The sequence below is a fragment of the Mitsuaria sp. GD03876 genome (assembly GCF_029840635.1).
Taxonomy (GTDB): Bacteria; Pseudomonadota; Gammaproteobacteria; order Burkholderiales; family Burkholderiaceae_C; genus Roseateles.
Genome location: NZ_JAOCCU010000029.1, coordinates 1 through 23,618, shown reverse-complemented (window position 1 = coordinate 23,618; position 23,618 = coordinate 1). Strand labels below are relative to the sequence as shown.

At 64.7% G+C, this 23,618-nt stretch carries 29 protein-coding genes; 13 read left to right on the top strand and 16 right to left on the bottom strand.

Features of this window, described 5'->3' with window-relative positions; translation table 11 throughout:
• Positions 1-55: 55 nt before the first annotated feature.
• From N5D62_RS18150 to N5D62_RS18100, 11 genes are all read right to left on the bottom strand, one after another.
• Positions 56-424, bottom strand: a complete 369-nt coding sequence (locus N5D62_RS18150) for a hypothetical protein (protein WP_279759278.1) — start codon at positions 422-424, stop codon at positions 56-58.
• Between the two features lie 45 nt (positions 425-469).
• Complete coding sequence (locus N5D62_RS18145; protein WP_279759277.1) at positions 470-931, bottom strand: phage virion morphogenesis protein; 462 nt, start codon at positions 929-931, stop codon at positions 470-472.
• Positions 928-1,413, bottom strand: a complete 486-nt coding sequence (locus N5D62_RS18140) for a phage tail protein (RefSeq protein ID WP_279759276.1) — start codon at positions 1,411-1,413, stop codon at positions 928-930. The genes N5D62_RS18145 and N5D62_RS18140 overlap by 4 nt, the downstream gene beginning before the upstream one ends.
• Positions 1,397-1,954 (bottom strand): lysis system i-spanin subunit Rz, encoded by a 558-nt coding sequence (locus N5D62_RS18135; RefSeq protein ID WP_279759275.1) that lies wholly within the window; start codon positions 1,952-1,954, stop codon positions 1,397-1,399. Before N5D62_RS18135 ends, N5D62_RS18140 begins: the two co-directional genes overlap by 17 nt.
• Positions 1,951-2,520, bottom strand: a complete 570-nt coding sequence (locus tag N5D62_RS18130) for a lysozyme (RefSeq protein WP_279759274.1) — start codon at positions 2,518-2,520, stop codon at positions 1,951-1,953. Before N5D62_RS18130 ends, N5D62_RS18135 begins: the two co-directional genes overlap by 4 nt.
• Complete coding sequence (locus N5D62_RS18125; protein ID WP_279759273.1) at positions 2,517-2,759, bottom strand: hypothetical protein; 243 nt, start codon at positions 2,757-2,759, stop codon at positions 2,517-2,519. The genes N5D62_RS18130 and N5D62_RS18125 overlap by 4 nt, the downstream gene beginning before the upstream one ends.
• Positions 2,760-2,761: 2 nt before the next feature.
• On the bottom strand, positions 2,762-2,962 hold the full coding sequence (locus tag N5D62_RS18120) for a tail protein X (protein WP_279759272.1): 201 nt from the start codon (positions 2,960-2,962) through the stop codon (positions 2,762-2,764).
• Positions 2,962-3,432 (bottom strand): head completion/stabilization protein, encoded by a 471-nt coding sequence (locus N5D62_RS18115; RefSeq protein WP_279759271.1) that lies wholly within the window; start codon positions 3,430-3,432, stop codon positions 2,962-2,964. The genes N5D62_RS18120 and N5D62_RS18115 overlap by 1 nt, the downstream gene beginning before the upstream one ends.
• A 92-nt stretch (positions 3,433-3,524) precedes the next feature.
• Positions 3,525-4,226, bottom strand: coding sequence for a phage terminase small subunit (gene gpM, locus N5D62_RS18110; RefSeq protein ID WP_347881823.1), 702 nt, complete (start codon positions 4,224-4,226; stop codon positions 3,525-3,527).
• Between the two features lie 8 nt (positions 4,227-4,234).
• Positions 4,235-5,245, bottom strand: coding sequence for a phage major capsid protein, P2 family (locus N5D62_RS18105; protein WP_279759270.1), 1,011 nt, complete (start codon positions 5,243-5,245; stop codon positions 4,235-4,237).
• Between the two features lie 37 nt (positions 5,246-5,282).
• On the bottom strand, positions 5,283-6,119 hold the full coding sequence (locus tag N5D62_RS18100; RefSeq protein WP_279759269.1) for a GPO family capsid scaffolding protein: 837 nt from the start codon (positions 6,117-6,119) through the stop codon (positions 5,283-5,285).
• A gap of 146 nt (positions 6,120-6,265) precedes the next feature.
• Between N5D62_RS18100 and N5D62_RS18095 the strand changes: the two genes are divergently transcribed.
• Entirely contained in the window at positions 6,266-8,062 is a 1,797-nt protein-coding gene (locus N5D62_RS18095; RefSeq protein ID WP_279759268.1) for a terminase ATPase subunit family protein, read from the top strand.
• The gene (locus N5D62_RS18090; RefSeq protein WP_279759267.1) at positions 8,062-9,081 is read left to right on the top strand and encodes a phage portal protein; all 1,020 of its coding nucleotides are present in this window, start codon (positions 8,062-8,064) and stop codon (positions 9,079-9,081) included. The genes N5D62_RS18095 and N5D62_RS18090 overlap by 1 nt, the downstream gene beginning before the upstream one ends.
• Positions 9,082-9,092: 11 nt before the next feature.
• On the opposite strand, the gene N5D62_RS18085 is transcribed toward N5D62_RS18090, so the two are convergent.
• The gene (locus N5D62_RS18085; RefSeq protein ID WP_279759266.1) at positions 9,093-10,514 is read right to left on the bottom strand and encodes a hypothetical protein; all 1,422 of its coding nucleotides are present in this window, start codon (positions 10,512-10,514) and stop codon (positions 9,093-9,095) included.
• Positions 10,515-11,495: 981 nt separating this feature from the next.
• On the opposite strand from N5D62_RS18085, the gene N5D62_RS18080 reads away from it, so the two are divergent.
• From N5D62_RS18080 to N5D62_RS18055, 6 genes are all read left to right on the top strand, one after another.
• Positions 11,496-11,915 (top strand): hypothetical protein, encoded by a 420-nt coding sequence (locus N5D62_RS18080; RefSeq protein ID WP_279759265.1) that lies wholly within the window; start codon positions 11,496-11,498, stop codon positions 11,913-11,915.
• Positions 11,916-12,091: 176 nt separating this feature from the next.
• Positions 12,092-12,415, top strand: coding sequence for a hypothetical protein (locus N5D62_RS18075; protein WP_279759264.1), 324 nt, complete (start codon positions 12,092-12,094; stop codon positions 12,413-12,415).
• Positions 12,416-12,450: 35 nt separating this feature from the next.
• Positions 12,451-12,774, top strand: coding sequence for a hypothetical protein (locus N5D62_RS18070; protein WP_279759263.1), 324 nt, complete (start codon positions 12,451-12,453; stop codon positions 12,772-12,774).
• A gap of 68 nt (positions 12,775-12,842) precedes the next feature.
• The gene (locus N5D62_RS18065) at positions 12,843-13,406 is read left to right on the top strand and encodes a hypothetical protein (protein WP_279759262.1); all 564 of its coding nucleotides are present in this window, start codon (positions 12,843-12,845) and stop codon (positions 13,404-13,406) included.
• Between the two features lie 40 nt (positions 13,407-13,446).
• Positions 13,447-14,067: a hypothetical protein gene (locus N5D62_RS18060; RefSeq protein WP_279759261.1), complete on the top strand. Its 621-nt coding sequence runs from the start codon at positions 13,447-13,449 to the stop codon at positions 14,065-14,067.
• Between the two features lie 678 nt (positions 14,068-14,745).
• On the top strand, positions 14,746-15,228 hold the full coding sequence (locus N5D62_RS18055) for a hypothetical protein (protein ID WP_279759260.1): 483 nt from the start codon (positions 14,746-14,748) through the stop codon (positions 15,226-15,228).
• A 50-nt stretch (positions 15,229-15,278) separates the two neighbouring features.
• Here N5D62_RS18055 and N5D62_RS18050 read toward each other — a convergent pair whose 3' ends face one another.
• The gene (locus N5D62_RS18050) at positions 15,279-16,904 is read right to left on the bottom strand and encodes a recombinase family protein (RefSeq protein ID WP_279759259.1); all 1,626 of its coding nucleotides are present in this window, start codon (positions 16,902-16,904) and stop codon (positions 15,279-15,281) included.
• A gap of 12 nt (positions 16,905-16,916) precedes the next feature.
• Here N5D62_RS18050 and rimO point away from each other — a divergent pair, with 12 nt between their 5' ends.
• Entirely contained in the window at positions 16,917-18,320 is a 1,404-nt protein-coding gene (gene rimO, locus N5D62_RS18045) for a 30S ribosomal protein S12 methylthiotransferase RimO (protein WP_279759258.1), read from the top strand.
• A 16-nt stretch (positions 18,321-18,336) separates the two neighbouring features.
• On the opposite strand, the gene N5D62_RS18040 is transcribed toward rimO, so the two are convergent.
• Complete coding sequence (locus N5D62_RS18040) at positions 18,337-18,939, bottom strand: hypothetical protein (RefSeq protein ID WP_279759257.1); 603 nt, start codon at positions 18,937-18,939, stop codon at positions 18,337-18,339.
• Between the two features lie 118 nt (positions 18,940-19,057).
• On the opposite strand from N5D62_RS18040, the gene N5D62_RS18035 reads away from it, so the two are divergent.
• Positions 19,058-20,272, top strand: coding sequence for a PLP-dependent transferase (locus N5D62_RS18035; RefSeq protein WP_279759256.1), 1,215 nt, complete (start codon positions 19,058-19,060; stop codon positions 20,270-20,272).
• Positions 20,273-20,275: 3 nt separating this feature from the next.
• Here the strand turns inward: N5D62_RS18035 and smpB are convergent, their stop codons facing one another.
• The gene (gene smpB, locus N5D62_RS18030; RefSeq protein ID WP_091732110.1) at positions 20,276-20,740 is read right to left on the bottom strand and encodes an SsrA-binding protein SmpB; all 465 of its coding nucleotides are present in this window, start codon (positions 20,738-20,740) and stop codon (positions 20,276-20,278) included.
• A 36-nt stretch (positions 20,741-20,776) separates the two neighbouring features.
• Between smpB and N5D62_RS18025 the strand changes: the two genes are divergently transcribed.
• Together N5D62_RS18025 and N5D62_RS18020 are read left to right on the top strand one after the other, a co-directional pair.
• Entirely contained in the window at positions 20,777-21,241 is a 465-nt protein-coding gene (locus N5D62_RS18025) for a type II toxin-antitoxin system RatA family toxin (protein ID WP_279759254.1), read from the top strand.
• Positions 21,228-21,551, top strand: coding sequence for an RnfH family protein (locus N5D62_RS18020; RefSeq protein ID WP_279759253.1), 324 nt, complete (start codon positions 21,228-21,230; stop codon positions 21,549-21,551). The genes N5D62_RS18025 and N5D62_RS18020 overlap by 14 nt, the downstream gene beginning before the upstream one ends.
• Positions 21,552-21,592: 41 nt before the next feature.
• Here N5D62_RS18020 and N5D62_RS18015 read toward each other — a convergent pair whose 3' ends face one another.
• A complete protein-coding gene (locus N5D62_RS18015; RefSeq protein WP_279759252.1) occupies positions 21,593-22,099 on the bottom strand; it encodes a DUF4124 domain-containing protein in 507 nt (168 codons plus the stop codon).
• A 60-nt stretch (positions 22,100-22,159) separates the two neighbouring features.
• Between N5D62_RS18015 and guaB the strand changes: the two genes are divergently transcribed.
• On the top strand, positions 22,160-23,618 hold a 1,459-nt coding region (gene guaB, locus N5D62_RS18010), incomplete at its 3' end, for an IMP dehydrogenase (RefSeq protein WP_279759251.1).

Sequence of the window (23,618 nt, the reverse complement as noted above, 5' to 3'; positions counted from 1 at the left end):
CTCGCGCGAGGCACGCGTTGCAGGGTCTGCCCGTGACGGGCAAGCCCCGCTGCGATCACATGTGATCGAGTAGCGCAGCACTCGCCCGCTGCAGAGCGGTGGAATGGGGCCGCAACAGCGCGGCTACGCCCGCTGCGGAGACCTGGCCCGGTGCTGCTTCCAGCAGCGCCAATAGCGCGGCGATGCCGTCATCGGCCTGGCTGATCGCCGTGGCAAGGTCGGAGATCCGTTGATTGACGACGGCACTGAGGTGATGGCTGCCGTTCCCTGACGTTCTTCTTTGCATGTCCATACTGCTTTCTTCTCGCTGATAGCAGCGCGAAATCAGTGCGGAATTGATCCGCCATGAAGCCGCGCCGATTGACGCCCGGCGTCCCGGCCCGCTCTTCGTCGGTTCACGATGGGCGCGCCGCGCGGGCGCCATTCTGGGAAGTTCTCGGCAATCTGCTTGACGCAGGCTTAATGGCCTTCAGGGCGCGTAGGAGGCCAGCACGTGCAGGATCCGGTCGCGAATCCATTCGCGATCCTCTGTGGTCAGTCCGAGGAGGCGGCGAGCCGCGTACTGGACCTCGGGCCCGTCCGGCCGTACCCGATCTCGCAGGCCGAGCTGGTGCACAGAAGCGATGCGCGCGACACGTCCCGCGAAGCCGACGCTCGCCTGGTCAGGCGAGGCCTCGACGCGAAGGTGAGTCGCGGTGCGGATCTTCGCGAACATGGCGCCACGGCGAATCTTGCCCTTGCGATCGCGAAGCGTCGCCTTGCGGGCCTCGTAGCGCGTTCCGTCCGGGTTGAGCTGTGCAGCGATGCGCTGCTGCTGCTGGCGGCGGAGATCGCGCGCGAGGTCGCGCGCCAGGCGCCGGCGCGCAGTAGGGGTGATGCCGGCGAGCAGCGGGGCGAGCCAGTCGTCAAGCGCGCGCAGGTCTTCGGTCATGCCGGATACGTCCAGCTCGCGAGCAGATCGCCCGCGAAGTAGACGTCCCAGCGCTCGCCAGCGGGCATTTGACCAACGTGGGCGGGCTCGCCCAGGTGCTTGACGTCGAAGCCGGACGCGCTCTTGCGCGGCTGCACCAAGACTCGCTCCGTGAGGTCCACCTCGATCGACAGGTCCACCGTCTTCGAGTTGAGGAACTCCACCTCGAACCGCAGCGCCTTCTCGCGCAGATCCGGGTTCTCGGCGATCTCGGGCTGGTTGACGCGCAGCCAGGCCAGCAGCGGCACCATGACCGCGTCGGCATGCTCAGCGTAGTCCAGCAGGACCAGGTTGAGCGTGTAGCGGTACTCGAAGGACAGCGTTTCCCCGGCGGCAGCAACGAGCTTGCCCTCCTTCAGGAACACGCTGAGCTTGTCCGGATCGCGTCGCAGTGCCGGGACGGCCTGCGACAGGTGCTCGCGCAGGCTATTGGGCTTGAGCACGGGCCATCTCCTCGCGCAGCGCGTTCAGTCGCTGGCGGACTTCGTTGTAGCGGTCGATGCAGGCGTTGAGCTGGACGATGGCGGCATTGCCGTCTGTGGCAATGGCTGCAAGATCTTCAGCAGCCGCTGGCGCAAGTTCGGCTCGCGTTTCGTTCCGATCTCCGCCGGCAGTGCCGGCACTTCGGGCAGCGTCGGCGATACAAGCCGCACCGCCGGTGGCGACGATGGGGACTGACAGCCGGACAGCGCCAGCGCGCAGCTCAGCCACAAGGCGATCGTGTTGAGTCTTCTCATCGTGTAGCGCCCGCTTCAGGGCGTCAGTGGCGGTGGACGAGCTGGTGCGGAGGTCCGCCTCGACGCGGCGTAGGCGCGTATCCGCTGCCCGCAGAGCCGCGGCGTGTTGGGCGGAGACGTCGCGCTCGCGCTGTTCTGCGGCGAGCTGTTGATCGGCGCCCCCCAGTGCGCGGCCCTGAAGGGAGCCTAGCCAGAAGGCGGCGGCAATCGCGAGCAGGACCAGTGCCCCATCAGCGAACCGGTTCATTGGGCGGCCTTGCACTGCTGGTGTCGCCGCTGCTGACGCGTCCAGACCCCGGCGCAGACCTTGTTCCCTGGCGTGGCGCAGTCGAACTTCCAGCGCGTCGGGCGGCCGGCGCTGTCGCGCCGGGACACCTCCCAGCCGTCATGCTCGATGGGCGAGGTCATGAAACGGAACTCGAGGAGCGCGTCGCAGGCCTGGTCGTAGCGCAGCGCGCGCAGATGCCCCACGATCGGCGACGCGCACAGCGTGGGCATGCCGTACTGGTAGGCGAAGTCCAGGTATAGGTCGAACTCGGCCTGGTGCAGCGGCACGTCGACGCAGCGGCGGAAGCTGACTTCTGCCGTCTGCATGTAGGCCAGGGAACGCTGCAGCGCCGCCACGGGCGTAGTGCGATCGCCCAGCTTCACGGGCGACCCATCGAGCTGCCGGGTGCTGCCGAATCCGTTCGTCGGGACGTCGCCTTTGACCGGTACGGTGGCGACTTCGACGTAGTTCTCGCTCACGGCCAGGTGCACGAAGGCAGCCGCGCTGAAGGTGAGCAGCGCGATCGCGATGCGGGCGCGGCTCAAGACTCGATCTCCGCCTGGCGCGTGTCGGCGACTGGCCGGCCCGCGAGGCGGCGCATGTGCACCCCCCACTCGGTCTCCTCACGCCACCACTTGCGCACCAGGTAGGCGGCCTGGAGCGCGCCCAGGATCAGCGCGATCCACTGGGCAAGGGTCAGCGAGGTGATGAGCGCCCAAGCGCTGGTCGGCGTGGCGACGGCGGCTTGCACGGCGAGGTCCTTGAACTCCTGCTTGATGGTCACGGTCAGGTCCAGAGCTGCACCATGGGGCGGGTGCTAGGTTGCGGGATGGGGAGGTCGACGGCCAGGCCGACCGGAAGCACAGGGCCGTGGTCGGCCAAGCCGGGGTTGAGAAGCAGGGTCTGGGCAACGACGCCTTCCGTGCGGCCCAGGTGGCGCCAGCACAGCGCGTCGACCGTGTCGCCTTGCAGGGTGCGCACGCGCATCAGATCAGCTCCACCGTCGTCTGGCGGCGCCCGTAGAGGGCGGAGATTGCCCAGCGCCGGTCGCGGCGCAGGCCGTCCACGCGCAGTTCCAGCTTCTCGGCGGCCTTGTCGCCGGCGCCCGTGGTGTCGAAGTCCCGATACAGCTCGATCAGGTCGGCCTGGACGCTGGCGTAGACGGCGCGGCGGTAGCGCTGCAGCTGCACGCTCTCGTCGTCGAGCTTGATCGCAGGGACGTCGGCTAGGCGGGCGTGGCCGGCGGAGGTCTGAGCTTCCTTGTAACCCTGCAGCTCGACGTTGACGCTCGCCACGGCCTCGAGCGTGACCTCGCGCAACCGTTGGGAGGTCACCGTACCGTCGAGGCGACAGGCGGCCCGCAGATGCGCCAGGTCGACGTCGGGGAACCAGCCGTCGTTCTTCAACGGCTGCTCGTCGGCGGCGGAGGGAGAGGGAGGGGTTCCGAGGAAGCTCATGGTGTAGGTCGGCGGTGGTCGGGCGTCACGCTTCGAGGCCGAGGCCCTTCGCGATCAGCCCGAGCCGCCGGGGTTCCGGGGTCCGGAAGCGGTCAGACGCTCAACTCGCCGGCGGACTTCAGCCGGCGCTCCAGGCGCTCAATGTCTTTTTTCACGCCGACCTGGTCGAACAGCTCCAGGGCGCGGCGGCAGTGCTGCAGGGCGAGCTTGGCGGCGTCCGCCGGCACGGTGCCGACGTCCACCTCGCTGGCGCCCGTACGGCCCATGTAGGCGTACCCCAAGGCCTTGTGGACCTTGGCGCGAGCCTGGTCCGGTGTGTCGGCGTCCTGGGTGAGCTCAAGGACTCGGTCCAACACCGGCACGGACTCGCCCAACGTCAACTTCCCGGCCAGGGCAGCACCGCCGATCTCGTCGAGCAGCACCGTCGCGAGGTTTCGCTCGTACTGGTCGGGCATCTGCAGGTCGTGCTCGATGGCGTAGGACGCGACGTAGAGCGCGGCCTGGAAGTCGCCGACGTCGATTAACCAGACCAGCACAGTCATGAGCACCCGGTCCTGCGCGCCGCGGCCCGTTTCGACGGCCGCCTCGACCCAGTCCTTGTAGATCGGCAGGAAGTTGCGCTTGGCCTCGATCTTGCGTTCCACGGACTGGATCGTCTTGAGATGGCGCAGATGCTCCACGAGCTGGGCCCGCATCAGCTCGTAGGCGCTGCCGACCAGCTCGCCGCCAGCGGAAGCCGAGGCGCAGGCCTCGGCGGCGAGCACGCGGGCGCGGTGGGCGCGGGCAGGGCTCATGCGCATGATCAGGCGGCCTCGGCGATCTCGATGTGCTCCACCAGCGCGGCGCGCCCGTAGTCCTCCACCACGAAGGCGTCGTTCGAGGATTCGTAGTTCTCGATGCGGTCGCGCTTGGGGTTGTCCTCGACGCGACGGCGGCGCGCGCTCTCCTGCCAGTAGATCGACAGGTTGTCGAAGCGCGTGATCAGGATCGCATTGGGTGGGAAGAAGGGCACCGTGGCCGCCGGCAGGCCGCCCACGCGCTTTTGCGACAGCACGACGTCGGCGGCGAGGATCTCGGTCGGCGCCTTGTCGCTGTTCACGATCGGGAACAGCTTGTCGTGCATCAGGTCGCGGCCCAGGATGGCGACCAGGCCCGGGTCTTCCTGGAACCACGGATCCAGCAGTTGGCGCGCGTCGTAGACGGCGGCGTCGAGGTTCTTGTAGTCGGCATCCTGCGCGTCGCCGATCTTGATCGGGGCATTGGCCTTGCCCATGACACGCGCCGGCGCGTTCTCGCGCATCTGCTGCAGCCATCCGATGTTCACGTCCTGCAGCAGCGGATTGGCGACGACGTCAGTCTCGGCGGCCACGGAGGTGCCGTTGAAGCCGATCATGATGCGGTCCAGGGCCTGGCGCTGCACGATCAGGTCGCGGATCATGTTCTGGAACTCAGCGAACTTCGCCCAGGCGTCCAACTTCGCATAGCCGATGTGCGTGTCGAAGTTCGTCTTCTCGCACTTGTAGGTCGTCGCGTCGATGCCGGTCAGATCGCGCGTCTGGCGATCCTTCTGGGCGGTGTTGGTGCGGCTGGCCGCCGGACCCGAAATGCCCAGGCCCAGCTTCTCGCCCTGCATCTCGGCCACGCCGATGATGTTGATGCGCTTGAGGAAGTCGCTGGTTTCCTGGATTTTCTTTTCGAGCGTCTGCTGGACAGAAGGGGCCACGGCGAAGGTGTGCGCCGCGTTGGCGACCGAGCTAAGCGCGGCGACGCGGGACATGTACGAGTTGAAGACGACGCGGGTTTCGTTGCGCATGAGGGTCCTAGGTGCGATGCGTGAAGGGAGTGGCTGATCAGCAGTCGGTCTGCGCGCCAGCGTTGGGATTGCTGCCCGTGGCCGGCGGGCGCTGCGAGAAGCCCGGGGCAGGCGTGGTGTCGAATTTCGCGACGGTCGCCTTGACCTGGTCGAACTCGGTCTTCAACGAGCTGAAGGCTTTCTCGGCGGCGTCGGCGCGGCGCTGGTGCGCCGCCGAGGCCTCGGCCTGGTCGGAGAGGTGCTCGGTGATTTGTTCGAGCGCCTCGACCAGCTCGCCGAAGCGCGCGTCATCACTCTTGCCCTTGCTGGTGAACGACTTCACCAGCCCGCGCAGCCGCTCGCTGAACTTCCTGCTCTCTTCGCTGTCGGGTTCGTCCTCGAAGGCCAGCTCGGTCTCCACGGCCTCGGTGAACAACGCGTCCGGCGAGGACTTGCGGGCCGCGAACGGGCTCGCCTTGGGGTTCTGCTGCGCGAAGCTCAGCATGTCGGTGCCCAGGCTTGCCGGGTTGTCCGTGACCGCGACGCCGACCACGTAGGCCTCGCCCGTGTCGGCGAACTTCGGATTGATCTCGATGCTGGTGAACAGCTTCTGGCCGGCCTTGGTCAGGGCGACGAGTTCGGGCAGTGGCTTGATCTCGGCGTACAGGCGCAGCTTGCCGTCTTCTTCCTTGGTCTCCAGCGACACGATGTCGCCGTATGCGCGGAACGCGCTGTCGGGATAGACGCTGCGCAGGTGCTCCAGGTTGACGCGCGCGCCGTAGGTCTTGGGGTTGTAGTTCTTGGCCGCCTGCACGAGCCACTCGCGCTGGATGGTGCGACCGTCGGTCGTGGCGCCTTCGGTGGCGACGCGGAACTTGCGGGACTTGATGGACATGACGAACAGGGCAGGTTGCTGGTGTCGTCATCGTCTTCGGTGGGCGCCCTGCTATCAACGCGTTCCGGGTTTCTCGGCGACCGGTAACTCCGCGCGCGGGCCCCTATCCATCGCGTATGCACGCGCGCGCTCATACCCTCGCGCTCATGACTTCGCAAGCCGCCGAAGCCCTGCCGCCTTCACGTGAGAAGCCGGCCGAGGGCGTCAACGCAGACAAGCGCCGCACCGCGCGCCACCTCTACTGGCAGGGGTGGCGCGTGTCCTCGATCGCCGAGTGGATCGAGGAGCCGCGCTCGACCGTGCAGGGCTGGAAGGACGCCGAGGCCTGGGACAAGGCGCAGCCCATCGAGCGCGTCGAAGGTGCGCTGGAGACGCGCCTGGTGCAGCTCATCGCCAAGGACCAGAAGACCGGCGGCGACTTCAAGGAGATCGACCTGTTGGGCCGTCAGGTCGAGCGCCTGGCGCGAGTGCGCAAGTATGAGAAGACCGGCAAGGAATCGGACCTCAACCCCAACATCGAGCGCCGCAACGAGGGGCCGAAGAAGAAGCCCGAGCGCAACCACTTCAGCGAGGAGGCGATCGAGAAGCTGCAGTCGGCCTTCAAGGACTCGCTCTTCGGCTATCAGAAGGTGTGGCTGCGCAATGGACACCAGCGCACGCGCAAGATCCTGAAATCGCGGCAGATCGGCGCGACCTGGTACTTCGCCCGCGAGGCGCTGATGGACGCGATCGAGACGGGGCGCAATCAGCTCTTCCTGTCGGCGAGCAAGGCGCAGGCGCACATCTTCAAGCAGTACATCCTGCAGTTCGCTGCGGAGTCTTGCGGTGTCGAGCTGGCCGGCGATCCGATCGTGCTGTCCAACGGCGCCCACATTTACTTCCTAGGCACCAACGCGCGCACCGCCCAGGGCTACCACGGCAACTTCTACTTCGACGAGTTCTTCTGGACCCACCGCTTCGAGGAGCTGAACAAGGTCGCCTCGGGCATGGCGATGCACAAGCAGTTCCGCAAGACCTACTTCAGCACGCCCAGTTCCATCCAGCACGAGGCCTACCAGTACTGGAGCGGAGACAAGTTCAACAAGCGCCGCGCGAAGAACGAGCGCTTGCCGTTCGACCTCAGCCACGACCGGCTGGGCGGCGGTGGCTTCACGGGCGAGGACAAGGTCTGGCGCAACATCGTCAACATCATCGATGCCGCCAACAGCGGCTGCGACCTGTTCGACATTGATGAGTTGCGCCTCGAGTACACGCCCGAGGAGTTCGAGAACCTGCTGATGTGCGGGTTCATCGACGACACCTATTCGGTGTTCCCGCTGTCGGAGTTGCAGCGCTGCATGGTCGACAGCTGGGAGGCCTGGGACGACGTCAAGCCCTTCTCGCTGCGGCCCTTCGGCCACCGGCCTGTGTGGGTAGGCTACGACCCGTCGCACACCGGCGACACCGCCGGGTGCGTCGTCGTTGCCCCGCCGGCCACACCTGGTGGGAAGTTCCGCGTCCTCGAGCGCCACCAGTTCAAGGGCATGGACTTCGAGGCGCAGGCCGAGTCGATCCGCAAGATCACCGAGCGCTTCAACGTGCAGCACATCGGGATCGATACGACGGGCCTGGGGCAGGGCGTCTATCAAATCGTGCAGAAGTTCTTCCCAGCGGTGAAGGCGATCAACTACTCGCTGGAGACGAAGACGCGCCTGGTGCTCAAGGCCAAGAGCGTGATCGCCAAGGGCCGGTTGGAGTTCGACGCGGGCTGGATCGACCTGGCGCACGCGTTCCTTGCTATCCGCCGGACCCTGACGGCGAGCGGGCGCAGCGTCACCTATGACGCGGGCCGCAGCGAAGAGACAGGGCATGCAGACCTGGCCTGGGCCTGCATGCATGCATTGGACAACGAGCCCCTGGAGGGCTTCACGCTGCAGAGCCGCAGCATCATGGAGATCTCGTGATGGAAACGATTGAAGCGACCGCACCCCAGGGCCGTCGTGAGCCTCGCGTCGAGGCGTTCACCTTTGGCGATCCGGTACCGGTGATGGATCACCGGGATCTGCTCGATTATCTGGAGTGCGGCCTCGTGGGGAAGTGGTACGAGCCGCCGGTGAGCTGGGAAGGGCTCGCGAAGAGCTTCCGGGCCAGCACGCACCACAGCAGCAGCATCTACTTCAAGCGCAACGTCCTGGTGTCGACGTTCAAACCGCACAAGCTGCTCAGCGCCGAGACCTTCGGTGCGCTGGTGCTGGACTTCCTGATCTTTGGCAACGCTTATTTGGAGCGGCCGAGATCGCTCACGGGGCGTGGGCTTGAGCTGCGTCATGCGCTCGCGAAGTACGTGCGCCGCGGTGAGGACCTGGAGACCTACCACTTCGTGCGTCGATGGGGCGACGAGCACGAGTTTCCGAGGGGTTCCGTGTTCCACATGCGCGAGGCCGACATCAACCAAGAGGTGTACGGGCTGCCCGAGTACCTAAGCTCGCTGCAGGCCGCCTGGCTGAACGAGTCGGCGACGCTGTTCCGGCGCCGGTACTACAACAACGGCTCGCACGCCGGCTTCATCATGTACATCAGCGACCCCGCGCAGCAGCAAGAGGACATCGATGCGATCCGCCAGGCGCTGAAGGACAGCAAGGGGCCGGGCAACTTTCGCAACCTGTTCCTCTACTCTCCCAACGGGAAGAAGGACGGCGTGCAGCTCATCCCCGTCAGCGAGGTCGCCGCAAAGGACGAGTTCTTCAACATCAAGAACGTGAGTCGCGACGACGTACTAGCAGCTCATCGCATCCCGCCCCAGTTGCTCGGCATCGTGCCGGGCAACACCGGGGGATTCGGCGCCGTGCTGCCGGCCGCGAAGGTCTTCGCGCGCAACGAGATCGAGCCGCTGCAGGCGCGCTTCCGAGCTCTGAACGATTGGGTGGGCGAACAGATCATCGACTTCGTGCCATACGAGATCGGCGAAGCTCTCGGGGAGTAACGCCGCTGCTTTTAGCCTTCAGTGGAGGGCACGGGCGGATAGTCGAGGTAGTTCTGCAGCAGCTGAGTTGGGCTGTGAAAGTCAAAGAGGATTCGATCTCGCGTGCCTGCGCCAAGAATTACCTCTTGCCCACCGACGTTGCAGATGACGGGGCATCCATCCAAGGTGAAGTCCTGTATTCGTGGGGACTGGGCCTTGGCACCTTCGGACCTTGATCCCAAGCGCATGAAACCTGGCAGGAGCTTGTTGCCGCGCTCTATGAGCCGGTGAATGTCCAGACACAAGATCACCAGAATGTCGCCTCGCAGGGCCTTCAAGCGCAGCTCGTAGGTCATGTTCGCAGCGCCTAGCGGTCGGACAGCGGGCTGGCGGAATGAATCAAGAAAGTTCACAACGGGGGCGGTGCACGCCTGAATCTTCATCCAGCTTTGGAAGCCTGCGAAGGCCATCTTTGGGTCCGTGTAGACGCCGATATAGACGCAGTCTTCGACTACATCGATAGCCCACTGGCGCTCCGCTGTGAGCGAGGCTGCGCATGCTGCGATTCGGTCTCCCCAAGTCTTGGGTGGTGCCACCCGCTGGATCTGCACGCGTCCTCCGGTGAAGGGGTCGTCTCCGCCTTCGTTCTTGATGATCGATATCGCTGCGTTGTTGCGTTCGGCCTGCCGCTTCGCGCGTGCGAAATGCTTCAGATCCTTCGGGCTCAAGGAACCTGTTGCGAACGATTCGAACGCCGCGCATTGAGACTTGACCGCGAAGTCCGCAGCCTTGGCCAGCGCGACGTTCTTGTCGCCCGCCTTGAGCTCAACGAAGGATAGGGTCCCGGTCCTCGCGTCAAACAGCACTAGATCCCCGATGTGGACTAGAGAAAGCATGTCGCAGCAAAGAGCGATAGTCATCGGCTCCTTGTTGAACTCCTCTGCTGCGCGCATCGCTTCCTGAATGTTGGCGACGGTGAGGCTGTGTCGACCGTCAGCCACCAAGAGTCGGCGAAGCGTGGAATGCTCACAGCTCACCATCGTCCATAGCGCGGCATCAAGCATCCGCCTGGCTACGGCGATCTCCGCTTCAATCCGCCTTCGATTTTCCTTGGCGAGCTTTCGCCCGGTTACGTCCTTTGCGGCGTGGAGTCGCTTCTCCTCCGCCTTGGCAGCAGTGAGTTGCGGTAGAGACTCGATCAGGAAGTCTGCAATTTCGCGCTGGGCCAGCTTCCACCCGTCGTGGCACTTCGCGTAGAAGACTTCGAACTCTTCGCGGGTAGTTGGCGGACCTGGCACTGATGCGAAGCCGTGATCACTCACGAGGAAATGCCATCGCTCGGCTTTTTGCATGTACTCCTCACCGAGTGCCTTGGCGAGACGCAAGTAGGGGCGCAATAGGCCAGCCGTCTCGTCGTCGAGGTCTGGTGGGGTGCCGATGGAGGGTCGGGTCATGTCACGAGTCTGCCGTTGGACGCGACGATTTGACGCCTCGGCGTTGCTGTTCACAAGAGCCGGGCCCGTAGCAGTGCTTCGATTGCTTCCGCCCGCGCAACTCGATGCAATCGTCCGGCAACTTCGATGCAACCCCTTGGCAACTGCAACGCAACCGCTTAGCAACTTATGGCAACCACTCGCAATCGGTGGCGCGAGCAGTTTGTAGCGAGGAGGGAGACTCAGCGAGGGACCCGCATGGTGCAGCTGCGCCTGTTCAACGCCGTTGCGTGCGCAGTAGCGCCATGAGGGCGCAGGCGCTCGGAGGCGGCAAGGCCGGCCCGGACCCAGGCGAGGCCGCGTTCGTCGCCTACCGGGCCGATCCGGGCGCCTGGAGTGGGGGCTCCGAGGCGTGGGTTAGTGGCCGAGGGCTGTCGCAGCCGACCCAACCCGCCGGCGCGCGCTCGGGACCCCGCCCCGCCCGCGCGCTAAATGGGGCGCTTTCGACGGCAATGCCGAAAGGGCCTGGCGCCAGGCGCGGTGCTGCCTAGCGCGGTCCAAATGCGGTGTGCCCGCGTGACGGGATCTGCCGGAGTTTGCGTGCGATGTCGACCGCTCCCGCCGTTGGTGGGGGGCCGGGCAATCGGCCCCAGCTCAGCATGCGACGAGGCATTTCCTGGAAGCTGCTCGGGAACTCCCTAATCTTCCTAACCGCCCCTGAAAAGGTGGGCTAAGTCGTTGTCGCTGCAATGTTTTTCTGATTAGGGCGTGAACCTAATCAGACCTAACCAGAAACCTAACATTTCCGTAAACCGTTGATTCGAAAGGACTATTTTTTCGAGGGAAGTTAAGGTCGATCTTCCTAATCTGGTTAGGTCAAGGTTAGAAAAAGATTAGGGTGGATGGGTTTCGCTAAGCCCATGATCTGTAATGGAAATTTGTCGCTCTATGGGAACTGGTTAGGAAGATTAGGGAGTTCCCGAGGCCGTTCCAATTTTAGGGATGCGCCTTCCGGATGGCGCCGGCGGCACCTACAGTCGCCTCATGGACGCAGAGAATTTTTGGGCTGACGTCGACGTCGACGAGACCGAGGAGGGCAAATTCGTGCCGGTGCTGGTAATGGGTGTCGGCGACGACGCTGACCAGGTCACGCGGGTGCCGCTCGCCGGCGAGTACGAGCTGCCCGAGCAGGCCAGGAGTGCTGCGATCGACGCGATCGCGGCCATGGCGCTCGAGGACGACAGCGAAGGCGACTGCGCTGCAGATCCGCCGGCGAAGGCCCGGCCGACGTGCAACCTGTACCGCATGTCACCGAAGACCGACATGAGGTCTACATCCGCGTCACCTTGCGAAGGGCTGGCTGCATCCGAGTTCTTCGCCTCGAGTTCGAGATGGTCGACCGCGCCGGCCGATGGCGTCTGATTTGGCCGTCGTCATACCCGCGCAACTTGCGACCTTTGGCGCCTGACATAGCGTTGTCGTCGGTGAGCCGCGTCGACGTCGTACCCGAACGTCGGATGTTCGAGTCAAGCAATCCCACCTAAGAGGGGCAGAAATCGTGCTGACGCTTGCGCACACTCAAAATTTTTGGAGGAAGAATGAAGCAGGTTCTCGTATTCGCAAGCATTGTCTCGGCACTTTTAAGCAGCCTGCCGACGGCAGCAAGTGCCGCCATTGTTCAGGCAACGGGGCAGATTCAAGGGCCTCGAATTGAGAGTGGCGTTGCCATCTTTTCCGTGGGCGCTTTCGGATCTGGCTGCGGTTCTCGCGCCTGGGTCGATCTCTCAACTAGTGCAGGTCGGGCGTCATACAACACTGCCCTTATTGCTTTTGCTATGGGGCGTGCCGTTGCTGTTCGAGTGAATACCGATGATCCAAAGGTGTTCGGTGAGTGCAAGCTTTACGACATTGCAATCGTCTAAAGGTTATGCGAGTTTGTGCCCTAATCGCCATCTGCTTGTCGCTTGTCTTCGCCGACGCGTCGGCGCAAAGTAAAGATGCCAAGAAAGGAAGTTTATTGACGCCTCAAGTGAAGGCGCTATCCGCCAGCGAAGAAGATCCCGGGGAGGATGATGTAATTCCTACTTTTATTGCCGCATATATCGAAATGAAGAGGAAGGCTGCACTCTCAGCTGGAAATGCCTCCACGCCGCCGGCCGCGCCCGGGCAACTGATAAAGGCTCCGATGGAAAAGGTCATGCCGCCACAGGGGCGGCCACCTTATCCCCCAGATCGCAGCACATTCATTTATCCTGTTTGCCCCAACAATCTATGTCAATGACTAGCGTCTGTCGCTTCGCGTCAAAGGTATGCGTCTTGTTGATGTTAGGTAGTACGGCGGGATCCGCTTTGGCGCTCAGCAAATTCAGTCGCGCATGTCGATTTGCGGATATTCCGCGCCCGCTCCAGTCAACCGCGCTGGACTTTTTTAGTGTGATCAGCACTGCGCCTTCTGGAAAATTTAACTATCTTTGGAATGGCACGGCAGCCCAACGGGAATCTGCGTTCATTATTGAATCGTTAACCACCGATTACGGTGAGGTGCGATATAATTTGTACGCTGAGAATCAAGTTTATGAGGCGAGGTTCGACTCGCGGGATACATTCATTGGGTTTGAATATGTAAGGAGCATGTCAAGCGGCGGCTGGACTGCGGAAAAGGTCCCTGACGATGTGGCAAAGAATTCCCGCTTTGAAATCTTCTTTCAGAATCGTGGACTTTTATATAGTGCGCGAGCTGGAAACTCTGAAATTATTGAACAATTTCCTCTGGCGGATCCGTTGCGATTCTGGAAGTTTAAGGTAATAGGCTATCATGCATACTTCAATTTCAATGGGAACCAAACGGTCACGTTGGGGAAATCGGAGTCTACCAATTGCAACCTCACGGAGTGGGGATTTGAGCAGCGTTAGGCGCGTCATTGCAGCCGTCTTATGCTATCAATGCAGCTTGATGGTTGGTGCTGCGCCCCAGTCGAGCGCACCACCCCCGGCGGTAAAAGAGGTTTTCACTACCCCCGGAATCCTGAATCGGGATGGGGTTAAGATATTCAAGGCAAGCGAACTGAAGAATAGTAATTTTTTTCGTCAAGGCGTGGTTTACTATTCTGACTATTTTGAGGTTTCAGTTCCGAGGAGTTATGCCGGTGTGGCGATGAATTTGGAGCGAAACGCCAAGTCCCGCGACTGGGATGAACAGTTGAGGGTGTGCACAATCGCCGATGCCTCGTTGGCTCCTACCAAATTGCTGTTCGAGTCGGAAAATAGGGTTGCGCATTTCTTTAAGAATAAAGATGGTGTGCGTCTGATGCTGACGAGCTGGAAGTTTCAGAAGGATGAGGCGACAATAAGCATTCCGGAAGAGTCGCTAAATTCTTTCATTCATGGAAGAAGAGCCACTGTGTCTCGCAGCGTAGTCGCGGGGGAACCTACGCTTACAGTATGGAATGCATACTGGCAAATATCCGGAATCTCATATGAGCTGGTGGTCCCTGAAATCGTGCTGGGCACGAACAGTGCTGCCTCCATGGTTGCGTTGGCGGAAAAGGTTAAATGTCGACAGGCGCAAGACTGACCTGCAAACTTGCTTTGGTTTGGAGCGAACGGCTGCAATCAGCCTTTAGCGCTCCTGGGCGAGGGAAAGATCGGCGCTCAAGCCGCGTTGCTCTCATCCTGTGCGCGTTGTGGCTGATTGCTGGTATCGCGCCACGCGCCCAGGCCGACGCGCCGCCTCCGGCGAACTGGGTGTGGGTCGACGTTGACGTCAAAACCTGCTCGCCGATGACCTTCGAAGCTCCCCGAAGCGACCGCTCTTTGACTGGTGGCAGTTTTCGCACTGCCGTCATCGCGGGTACTGTTGTGCGTTCCGGTTTCGATGGTCCAGCCCTGGATTCGGAAGACGAGGCTCGTCGATCAGGGGTACTTCCTGCAAGAAGGTCATCCGTCACCTACGCGCTTCCCGGATGGGACCACAGGATCTGTGGGCAGATTGGCACAGGAGTGAGAAGGTTTCGTTTCACGTACGCCTGCGACGCCGGCGATCCTCAGGGCCAATGCTTGTCGCCGTTTCGACTGGTTCGGCCAGATCTAGCTGCGCTGAGATAGACCTCTTTCAGCCTGAAGCTGCTGGCCGGCCGCCTCGCGGCGACAGCGGCCATGGCCCCAAGGCAGGACTGATCGCCGCAGACCCTTCGTTGCGCTCGTTCAGCATTCGCCCCGGTAGGATGTCTCTATCAACACTTCGAGAAGTGCGATGAAAATGCTGCAGCGCAAGGTCTCAGCCGGCCACCGAAAGCGGACTCCATTGCTGGCACTTTTAGCGACGACGCTACATCTACAGGCGCTGGCCGACGGGCCGCTTCCAGCAAATCAAGTGTGGGTCGAACTTGATGTCAAAACTTGCTCGGCGGTGACCTTCGAAGCGCCGGACGACAAGCGCTTCTACGTCGTCGGGGAGAAGCATCGGACCGCAGTAATCGTCGGCACGGTTGTTCGCTCGGGCTTTGCTGGTCCTGCGGCTGACGCGCACCAGGAGGCGCGGCGAGCGCCCAGACTTCCATTGCCGAACGCCTCTGCCGTCTATGCACTGCCGGCGTGGGAGGAGAAGGTCTGTCAGCGTATCGGCAGTGGTGTAAAGCGATTTCGCTTCGACGATTGGTGCGACACGTTGCCACATCGAGGCAGGTGTGTGTCTCCTGTGCAGATGGTCACGCCGGATCTGCGGACTCAGCCGTAGCGGTGCTCCTGGCCTAGCGCAGCTTGAGGGCCTGGTTGTGTAGCTCGCCATCAGGGTAGGTTCGCAAGCTCGACGTCCTCGCCGGCGATCCATTGGCCCTTCGTGTCAATCCGAAGAAGTCGCGATCGGCCCCCTTTGGCGATGAGCACGACGTCGATGAAATTGCTGGTCTCGGCCGGCCGCATGCCGCTGGCGTAAACCACGATACGTTCGAACGTGTCTGCAACGAGCTGACGGGCTTTGAGACGCGCGTCGTACTCCAGGTCTTGCACCCCTCGCGCCAGGTCTCTCCAGAGCTTGTCTGAGCCCGCCAGATCCTTTCGAGCAATGGTGCTGAGCCGATGCTCTGCAGCCTGCAGCCCAGCCTGGATTTTTTCGCGCTGGGCCTCGAGGTCGCGCGCCTTCCGGGTGAAGACCGCCGGTGGGTCATCGGAGCCCGAATCCAGCATCGCGGACATCAGCCGATCGATCTGGCTATCCACAGTTGCCAGCTCGGCTCGCAACCTCGCGATCTCAGCCCTCACCGGTGCAGATTGGTCGCCGCCATACAGAGCTCGCAGGTTTAGGATGTCCGAGCAATGCGCCATGATTGCCCTCTCCACGGGGGCGACGCTTCGTGATTTCGGGTACGCGCAGCGACCGCCCTTGCCGTACGAGAGGCCAGCGCAAAGCAACCTTCGGTAGCCGTCCTTCAGCTTGTCCCCTCGCTTCTTGATCTTGCCGAAGAGGTGCTGTCCCGACATGGCTCGCCCGCAATATCCGCAGTAGGTGATGCCGAGGCCGGTGATCACGTGAGGAATGTCGCTCTTGGCGCCGCGGCGTCCTCGCTGACTACCCACCGTCGCAAGTTCGGACCACTCTGCGTCCGAGAGCACTCTCGGGTAGTAGTCGACCAGCTCAAAGTCCTCGCCGCCCACTGAGAGCCTTTTTGTGCCGATGAGTGCTGGGTTCTTGAGCAGCTTGTACAGGTGAGTCGCCGCGAGGTAGTTGTCGAGTGGCGTACGGCCAGCTTCTCGAAGCCTGCTGATGATGTCTCGCGGGCCAAGGCCGTCCATGTACATCTGGATCGCCTCTCTGAGGGCCTCAACCCGATCAGGTATCAGCTCCCAGCCCGCGTCGGCTTCGCGCACCCACTGCGGATCCTTCCCATTCCTTATGCGCCCTCGATAGGTTCCGTCCACCCAGCCTCTGCATAGGCGCACGATCGAAGCTGTCACCCGCTTGCTTTTCGTGTCGCTTTCCTCATGGGCTCTGATCATCACCAGTAGGCTGTAAATGAGGTCCATGGGGTTCGACTTGAGGCTGTCCCTGCTGTAGGCCTTCCCGTCTTGTGCCGTGACGACTGTGATGCCCGCATTTACAATCGAGCCCAGCTGTGCTTGAGCCAAGAGTGGCTCAGCTCGGGATAGACGGTCTAGTCCTTCCACGACAAGCACAGAGCCCTCAGGCACTTTCCCTTCGTTGATGGCGGCCAGGAACACACCCAGCGCACCGGCCTTGACGTGGCGCTGGTGATAGGCCGAGAGACCTTCGTCCCGCATCGTCAAAGAATCGTCCAGGCGCAAGCCGTGCTCTTCTGCCCACCTGGCCGCATAGGCCGTCTGCCGCTCCGCGCTGTGTCCGGCGGCCTGGCTGGGATCTGAGAAGCGCAGGTAGCTGAAAACCAGACCGGTCATATCGACATCACCATGACAAACACGATTGAAACGCCCGCCGCAACGAAACGGGCGCCGAGTATAGGATTCGTATCCCTCGGGTGCCCCAAGGCGCTGACCGACTCCGAACTGATCCTCACCCAGCTGCGCGCCGAGGGCTACGAGACCTCCAAGACCTTCGCCGGCGCGGACCTGGTGATCGTCAATACCTGCGGCTTCATCGACGACGCGGTCAAGGAGTCGCTGGACACCATCGGCGAGGCGCTGGCCGAGAACGGCAAGGTCATCGTCACCGGCTGCCTCGGCGCCAAGGCCGGCGCCACCTCGGACAACATGGTCCGCGAGATCCACCCCAGCGTCCTGGCCGTCACCGGCCCCCATGCGACGCAGGAAGTGATGGACGCCGTCCACACCCACGTCCCCAAGCCGCACGACCCGTTCATCGACCTCGTGCCCGAGGCCCGCGGCGTCGCCGGCATCAAGCTCACGCCCAAGCACTACGCCTACCTGAAGATCTCCGAAGGCTGCAACCACCGCTGCAGCTTCTGCATCATCCCGAGCATGCGCGGCGACCTGGTCTCGCGCCCGATCGGCGACGTGCTGTCCGAGGCCAAGGCGCTGTTCGAGTCCGGCGTCAAGGAACTGCTGGTCATCAGCCAGGACACCTCCGCCTACGGCGTCGACATCAAGTACCGCACCGGCTTCTGGGACGGCAAGCCGGTGAAGACGCGCATGTTCGACCTGGTCGCGCAGCTCGGCGAGATCGCCAAGCCCTACGGCGCCTGGGTGCGCCTGCACTACGTCTACCCGTATCCCCACGTCGACGAGATCCTGCCGATGATGGCCGAGGGCCTCATCCTTCCCTACCTGGACGTGCCGTTCCAGCACGCCCATCCCGACGTGCAGAAGCGCATGAAGCGCCCCGCCAACGGCGAGAAGAACCTCGAGCGCATCCTGCGCTGGCGCGAGATCTGCCCGGAACTGGTGATCCGCTCGACCTTCATCGCGGGCTTCCCCGGCGAGACCGAGGCCGAGTTCCAGTACCTGCTCGACTTCATGCGCGAAGCGCAGATCGACCGCGCCGGCTGCTTCGCCTACTCGCCGATCGAAGGCGCGCCGGCCAACGCGCTCGACGGCGCGCTGCCCGACGAGGTCCGCGAGGAGCGCCGCGCGCGCTTCATGGCGGTGGCCGAGGAGGTCTCGATCGCCAAGCTGCAGCGCCGCATCGGCGCGACGATGCAGGTGCTGGTGGATTCGGCGCCGGCGCTCGGCCGCAAGGGCGGCGTCGGCCGTTCGTACGCGGACGCGCCCGAGATCGACGGCACCGTCCGCCTGTTGCCGCCCGAGAAGGCCAGCAAGCAGCTGCGCGTGGGCGAGTTCACCCGCGCCCGCATCGTCGGCGCCGAAGGCCACGACCTGATCGCGTTGCCCATCTGATCGGCAACGCGGCGGGTCAGGCCGTCGTGATCGGCAGTACCGCCGGCCCGTCGCCGGCGGGCGATGCCGGCGGCAGGGGACGGGGCGCGCCCCGGGTGAGACGCTTGATCACCGCGCTCAGCTCGACTTCGGCCTGGTCGCGCGCGGATTCCACCGCCTCGCGATGGCGTCCCGGCATGAGCCCGCTCACCCGGAGGTCGGTCCAGTCGGTCAGGTGCCGTCGGCAGGCGGGGTCCTGCAACAGCGCGCCGAGCGCCGCCTCGTCATTGGCCTCGAGGAACAACTTCGCATTCGCCATGACGTCGATCAGGCCGGAGGGGGCGGGGCCCTTTCCGGCATGACGAGACAGGGCCAGATGATCGGCCCGGATGGCCAGGTGCGCGAAGAGCGCGATCACCACCTGCCGCGCCGGCGGCGTCAGCGCCGGCTCCGGGCGCTCGGCCAGCAGTAGATCGGCGCGCGTTTCGCAGGCGCGTCGCAGCGACGTCTCCCACTGGGGCAGGGCCTCGAGCGCATTGCCCAGGGGATGGGGGTTCTTGGAGTCCTTGAGCAGGTGAAGGTGCTCGGTGACGTCCGTCCAGGAGTCGGATCGGGTCAAGGCAGCGGGGGTTGGCAGCATGTGTGCGGGCTAGCGTGGAGGAGGGTTGTCAGTTGCTCCTGGTGGGCGCTTGAGTTCCTCGATGCGACCGGTGCGGGACAATGCCGCGCACTGTCCGTCCGTCGAACCAGGAGACTTCGTGAGCAAGCGCGGCCCGTCCACCGAACTGATCCATCACCCGTTCCGCGCGCCCGAGGGCTGGGACGCCGTGCCGGTGCCCGTGCACAAGGCGTCGACGATGCTGTTCAAGGACACGGCGCAGCTGAACACGCCTCGGGCCCGCGACGGCATCAGTTATCGCTACGGCCTGCCCGGCACGCCGACGACCTACACGCTGGCCGCGCGCATCGCCACGCTCGAGCACGCCGAGCACTGCGTCCTCACGCCCAGCGGCCTGGCCGCGATCACGCTGACCAGCCTCGCGTTCCTGAAGCCCGGCGACGAGGTCCTGCTCCCCGACAACGCCTACGGCCAGAACCGCCACATCTCCAACGGCCTGCTGCGCCGGCTCGACATCGCGCACCGCTTCTACGACCCGCTGGACCTGCCTGCCTTCCAGGCGCTGCTGTCGGAGCGGACGAAGCTCGTGTGGATCGAGGCCGCGGGATCGGTGACGCTGGAGTTCCCCGATGTCGTCGGCCTGTTGAAGGCCTGTCGCATGCATGGCGGCGTGCGGGTCGCGCTCGACAACACCTGGGGAGCCGGGCTGGCGTTCAACGCGTTCGACCTGCTGCCCGATCGTGAGCCGGGACTCGGCGTGGACCTGTCGATGCAGGCGCTGACCAAGTACCCCTCCGGTGGTGCCGACGTGCTGATGGGTGCCGTCTGCACCCGCGACATCGCGTTGCACCGGGAACTCGTGGCGATGCACGAGAACCTGGGCTACGGACTCGGGCAGAACGACGTGGAGGCCGTGCTGCGCGGCCTGCCGACGATCGCGCTGCGCTATCGCGCGCAGGACGCCGCGACGCGTGACCTGGCCCGCTGGATGGCCGCCCGGCCCGAGGTGGCGCGGGTGTTCCACCCGGCGCTGCCCGATTCGCCGGGCCACGCCCATTGGCGCGAGGTCAGCCCCGACGGCGCCGCCTGCCTGTTCGCGGCGCTCTTCAAGCCCGCCTACAGCCCGGCGCGCATCGACGCGTTCGTCGACGCGCTGCGGTGCTTCGGGATCGGGTATTCGTGGGCCGGGCCGATGAGCCTGGCGGTGCCGCACGAGATGAGCCGCAGCCGCTCGCTGGGGCTGCCGTGGACGGCGGAGGAGGGCGGCACGCTGGTGCGCTTCGCCATCGGGCTGGAGGAGGTCGAGGACCTGCGCGACGACCTGGCGCGCGCGCTGGCCACGCTGGCGGACTGAGCCTCAGTCCTTCGCCGGTCCGGAGACCTTGTGCCGCATCAGGCGGCCCTTCTCGCGTTCCCAGTCGCGCTTCTTCTCGGTCTCGCGCTTGTCGTGCTGGGCCTTGCCCTTGGCCAGCGCGATCTGCGCCTTCACCCGGCCGTTCTTGTAGTGCAGGTCCAGCGGGATCAACGTGAAGCCGCGTTGTTCCACCTTGCCGATCAGCCGGCGGATGTCGGCGCGGCTCATCAGCAGCTTCTTCGTGCGGTCGGCCTGCGGGTGCACGTGGGTGGAGGCGGTGCGCAGCGGGTTGATCCGGCAGCCGATCAGGAACAGCTCGCCCTCGCGGATCAGGACGTATCCGTCCGGCAACTGGACCTGGCCGGCGCGGATCGCCTTGACCTCCCAGCCTTCCAGGACGATGCCGGCCTCGTACTGCTCTTCGATGTGGTACTCGAAGCGGGCCCGGCGGTTTTCTGCGATCGACATGCGCTCTCCTACAATCCCGCCATTCTAAGAACCGCCATGAAGCAAGTCCGGAAGACAGTCCTCCTTTGGTACTCGCCGCGCGAGATGTACGACCTGGTCACCCAGGTCGAGCGCTACCCGGAGTTCCTGCCCTGGTGTTCCGCCGCGGATGTCCTGGAACGCCACGACAACGGCATGACCGCCAAGCTCTCGCTGCACTACGCCGGCCTGCGCCACGCCTTCACCACCCGCAACACGCACGAGCCCTGCGAGCGCGTGCGCATGGAGCTGGTCGACGGCCCGTTCTCGATGCTGGACGGCGTGTGGCACTTCCAGCCGCTGAATCGCCCGGGCACGCCGCCCGGCGGCGAACCGAAAGCCTGCAAGATCGAATTCGAACTGCGCTACGCCTTCTCGAGCTTCGCGCTGGAGGCGGTGGTCAGCCCCGTGTTCGACCGCATCGCCAACACCTTCGTCGACAGCTTCGTCAAGCGCGCCGAACAGGTCCATGGTCCCCGCTGAGCTGTCGATCGAGCTCGTCTGGAGTCCCGCGCCCGGCGAGCTGCGCGAGCGGCAATTGACGCTGCCCGCCGGCGCCACCCTGCGCGACGCGCTCGTCGCGAGCACGTGGTTCGAGCCGGACCGGCTCGAGGCGCTGAAGGCGGGGATCTGGGGGCGGATGCAGCCGCTGGACACGCCGCTGCGCGAGCGCGACCGCGTCGAGGTCTACCGGCCCTTGACCGTGGATCCGAAGGAAGCGCGCCGCCAGCGTTACCAGGCCACGGGCCGGCGCATCGTCACGCGGCATCGGCCGCTGGGCCGCAAGGCCTGAGGCGGGGCGTCGCATCCCGCGACGCCGCCCGCCCTCGACGCTCACTTGCAGTTCGTCGAGATCATCGTCTGCATCTGGCGCATCTTGTCGGCGCGCATCGCGTCCGTCATCGGCTGCGACTCGCCGCCCGGCGCGCCGGTGCGCATGCGCACGCCCGACTCCAGCATGCGCATCTGCGTCTGTGCCTGGCGGCAGTTCTCCGCCATCACGTCGGCGCGCGCCTTGTCTTCCTGCGCCTTGCGTTCGCGCTCCACCTTCTCGCGCGAGGAGACCTCGCTGGCGGGCCGGCCCGGGGCCGACGCGGCGGAGGCGGCGTCGGACGCGGCGATGGCCGCGGGCTGGGCCTGCGTCGCGATGCGCTGCGCGTTGGACGGGCGCTGGAGGATGTCCTTGTCCGCGACGCCCGGCGGCGGCGGACGGTCGCTGTACTGGACGCGGCCGTCGGCGTCCTTCCACTTCCATTGGGCCTGCGCGACCGAGGTCAACGCCAGCAGGGCCAGCGCGCAGATCACGCCGAGCGGGCGTCGCGGGAGGGGGTGAATCTTCATGGGCGTGGAGTGTAGCGTCCGGCTTCTCTATAATGCGCCTTTGCGTCTGGAGCTTCCCTCATGCGCCTACTCGGAAAGGCCCTCACCTTCGACGATGTGTTGCTGGTGCCGGCGTTCTCCCAGGTGTTGCCGCGCGACACCAGTCTGGCCACGCAGTTCACGCGTGGCATCCGCCTGAACCTTCCCCTCGTGTCCGCCGCGATGGACACCGTGACCGAAGCCCGCCTGGCGATCGCCATCGCGCAGGAAGGCGGCATCGGCATCGTCCACAAGAACCTCACGCCTCAGCAGCAGGCCGCCGAGGTCGCGCGGGTCAAGCGCTACGAGTCCGGCGTGCTCCGCGACCCGATCACGATCACCCCCGAGACGACGGTCCGCCAGGTCAAGCAGCTCAGCGACCAGCACGGCATCTCCGGCTTTCCCGTCCTGGTGGGCGCGAAGGTCGTGGGCATCGTCACCGGCCGCGACCTGCGCTTCGAGACCCGCATGGACGCCCCGGTCAGCGAGATCATGACCCCGGCCGAGCGCCTGATCACCGTCCGGGAAGGCGCCTCGCTCGACGAGGGCAAGGCGCTGATGCACCGCCACAAGCTGGAGCGCGTGCTGGTCGTCAACGACGCGTTCGAGCTGCGCGGCCTGATGACCGTCAAGGACATCACCAAGCAGACCAACTTCCCCAACGCCGCCCGTGACGACCACGGCAAGCTGCGCGTCGGCGCCGCGGTCGGCGTGGGCGACGGCACCGAGGAACGGGTCGAGCTGCTGGTGAAGGCCGGCGTCGACGCGATCGTCGTCGACACCGCGCACGGCCACAGCCAGGGCGTGATCGAGCGCGTGCGCTGGGTCAAGAAGCACTACCCGCAGGTCGAGGTCATCGGCGGCAACATCGCCACCGGCGCCGCGGCGCTGGCGCTGGTGGAAGCCGGCGCGGACGCGGTCAAGGTCGGCATCGGCCCGGGCTCGATCTGCACCACCCGCATCGTCGCCGGCGTCGGCGTGCCGCAGATCGCCGCAATCGACTTCGTCGCCACCGCGCTCAAGGGCACCGGCGTGCCGCTGATCGCGGACGGCGGCATCCGCTACTCGGGCGACATCGCCAAGGCGATCGCCGCCGGCGCGAGCACGGTGATGATGGGCGGCATGTTCGCCGGCACCGAGGAAGCTCCTGGCGAGGTCATCCTGTACCAGGGCCGCAGCTACAAGAGCTACCGCGGCATGGGCTCGATCGGCGCGATGAAGGCCGGCTCGGCGGACCGCTACTTCCAGGAAAACGACGAGACGACGAACCCCAACGCGGACAAGCTGGTGCCCGAGGGCATCGAGGGCCGCGTTCCGTACAAGGGCTCGATGGTCGCGATCGTCCACCAGATGGCCGGCGGCGTGCGCGCCTCGATGGGCTACTGCGGCTGCGCGAGCATCGCCGACATGCACGACAAGGCCGAGTTCGTCGAGATCACCTCGGCCGGCATCCGTGAGAGCCACGTCCACGACGTGCAGATCACCAAGGAAGCGCCCAACT

Coding starts and splice junctions, on each gene's coding strand:
- N5D62_RS18150 (WP_279759278.1), bottom strand. CDS start 424: ATGGCGCCCGCGCGGCGCGCCCATCGTGAACCGACGAAGAGCGGGCCG.
- N5D62_RS18145 (WP_279759277.1), bottom strand. CDS start 931: ATGACCGAAGACCTGCGCGCGCTTGACGACTGGCTCGCCCCGCTGCTC.
- N5D62_RS18135 (WP_279759275.1), bottom strand. CDS start 1,954: ATGAACCGGTTCGCTGATGGGGCACTGGTCCTGCTCGCGATTGCCGCC.
- N5D62_RS18120 (WP_279759272.1), bottom strand. CDS start 2,962: ATGCGCGTGCGCACCCTGCAAGGCGACACGGTCGACGCGCTGTGCTGG.
- N5D62_RS18115 (WP_279759271.1), bottom strand. CDS start 3,432: ATGAGCTTCCTCGGAACCCCTCCCTCTCCCTCCGCCGCCGACGAGCAG.
- gpM (WP_347881823.1), bottom strand. CDS start 4,226: ATGAGCCCTGCCCGCGCCCACCGCGCCCGCGTGCTCGCCGCCGAGGCC.
- N5D62_RS18105 (WP_279759270.1), bottom strand. CDS start 5,245: ATGCGCAACGAAACCCGCGTCGTCTTCAACTCGTACATGTCCCGCGTC.
- N5D62_RS18100 (WP_279759269.1), bottom strand. CDS start 6,119: ATGTCCATCAAGTCCCGCAAGTTCCGCGTCGCCACCGAAGGCGCCACG.
- N5D62_RS18095 (WP_279759268.1), top strand. CDS start 6,266: ATGACTTCGCAAGCCGCCGAAGCCCTGCCGCCTTCACGTGAGAAGCCG.
- N5D62_RS18090 (WP_279759267.1), top strand. CDS start 8,062: ATGGAAACGATTGAAGCGACCGCACCCCAGGGCCGTCGTGAGCCTCGC.
- N5D62_RS18085 (WP_279759266.1), bottom strand. CDS start 10,514: ATGACCCGACCCTCCATCGGCACCCCACCAGACCTCGACGACGAGACG.
- N5D62_RS18080 (WP_279759265.1), top strand. CDS start 11,496: ATGCGCCTTCCGGATGGCGCCGGCGGCACCTACAGTCGCCTCATGGAC.
- N5D62_RS18075 (WP_279759264.1), top strand. CDS start 12,092: ATGAAGCAGGTTCTCGTATTCGCAAGCATTGTCTCGGCACTTTTAAGC.
- N5D62_RS18060 (WP_279759261.1), top strand. CDS start 13,447: ATGGTTGGTGCTGCGCCCCAGTCGAGCGCACCACCCCCGGCGGTAAAA.
- N5D62_RS18055 (WP_279759260.1), top strand. CDS start 14,746: ATGAAAATGCTGCAGCGCAAGGTCTCAGCCGGCCACCGAAAGCGGACT.
- N5D62_RS18050 (WP_279759259.1), bottom strand. CDS start 16,904: ATGACCGGTCTGGTTTTCAGCTACCTGCGCTTCTCAGATCCCAGCCAG.
- rimO (WP_279759258.1), top strand. CDS start 16,917: ATGACAAACACGATTGAAACGCCCGCCGCAACGAAACGGGCGCCGAGT.
- N5D62_RS18040 (WP_279759257.1), bottom strand. CDS start 18,939: ATGCTGCCAACCCCCGCTGCCTTGACCCGATCCGACTCCTGGACGGAC.
- smpB (WP_091732110.1), bottom strand. CDS start 20,740: ATGTCGATCGCAGAAAACCGCCGGGCCCGCTTCGAGTACCACATCGAA.
- N5D62_RS18025 (WP_279759254.1), top strand. CDS start 20,777: ATGAAGCAAGTCCGGAAGACAGTCCTCCTTTGGTACTCGCCGCGCGAG.
- N5D62_RS18020 (WP_279759253.1), top strand. CDS start 21,228: ATGGTCCCCGCTGAGCTGTCGATCGAGCTCGTCTGGAGTCCCGCGCCC.
- N5D62_RS18015 (WP_279759252.1), bottom strand. CDS start 22,099: ATGAAGATTCACCCCCTCCCGCGACGCCCGCTCGGCGTGATCTGCGCG.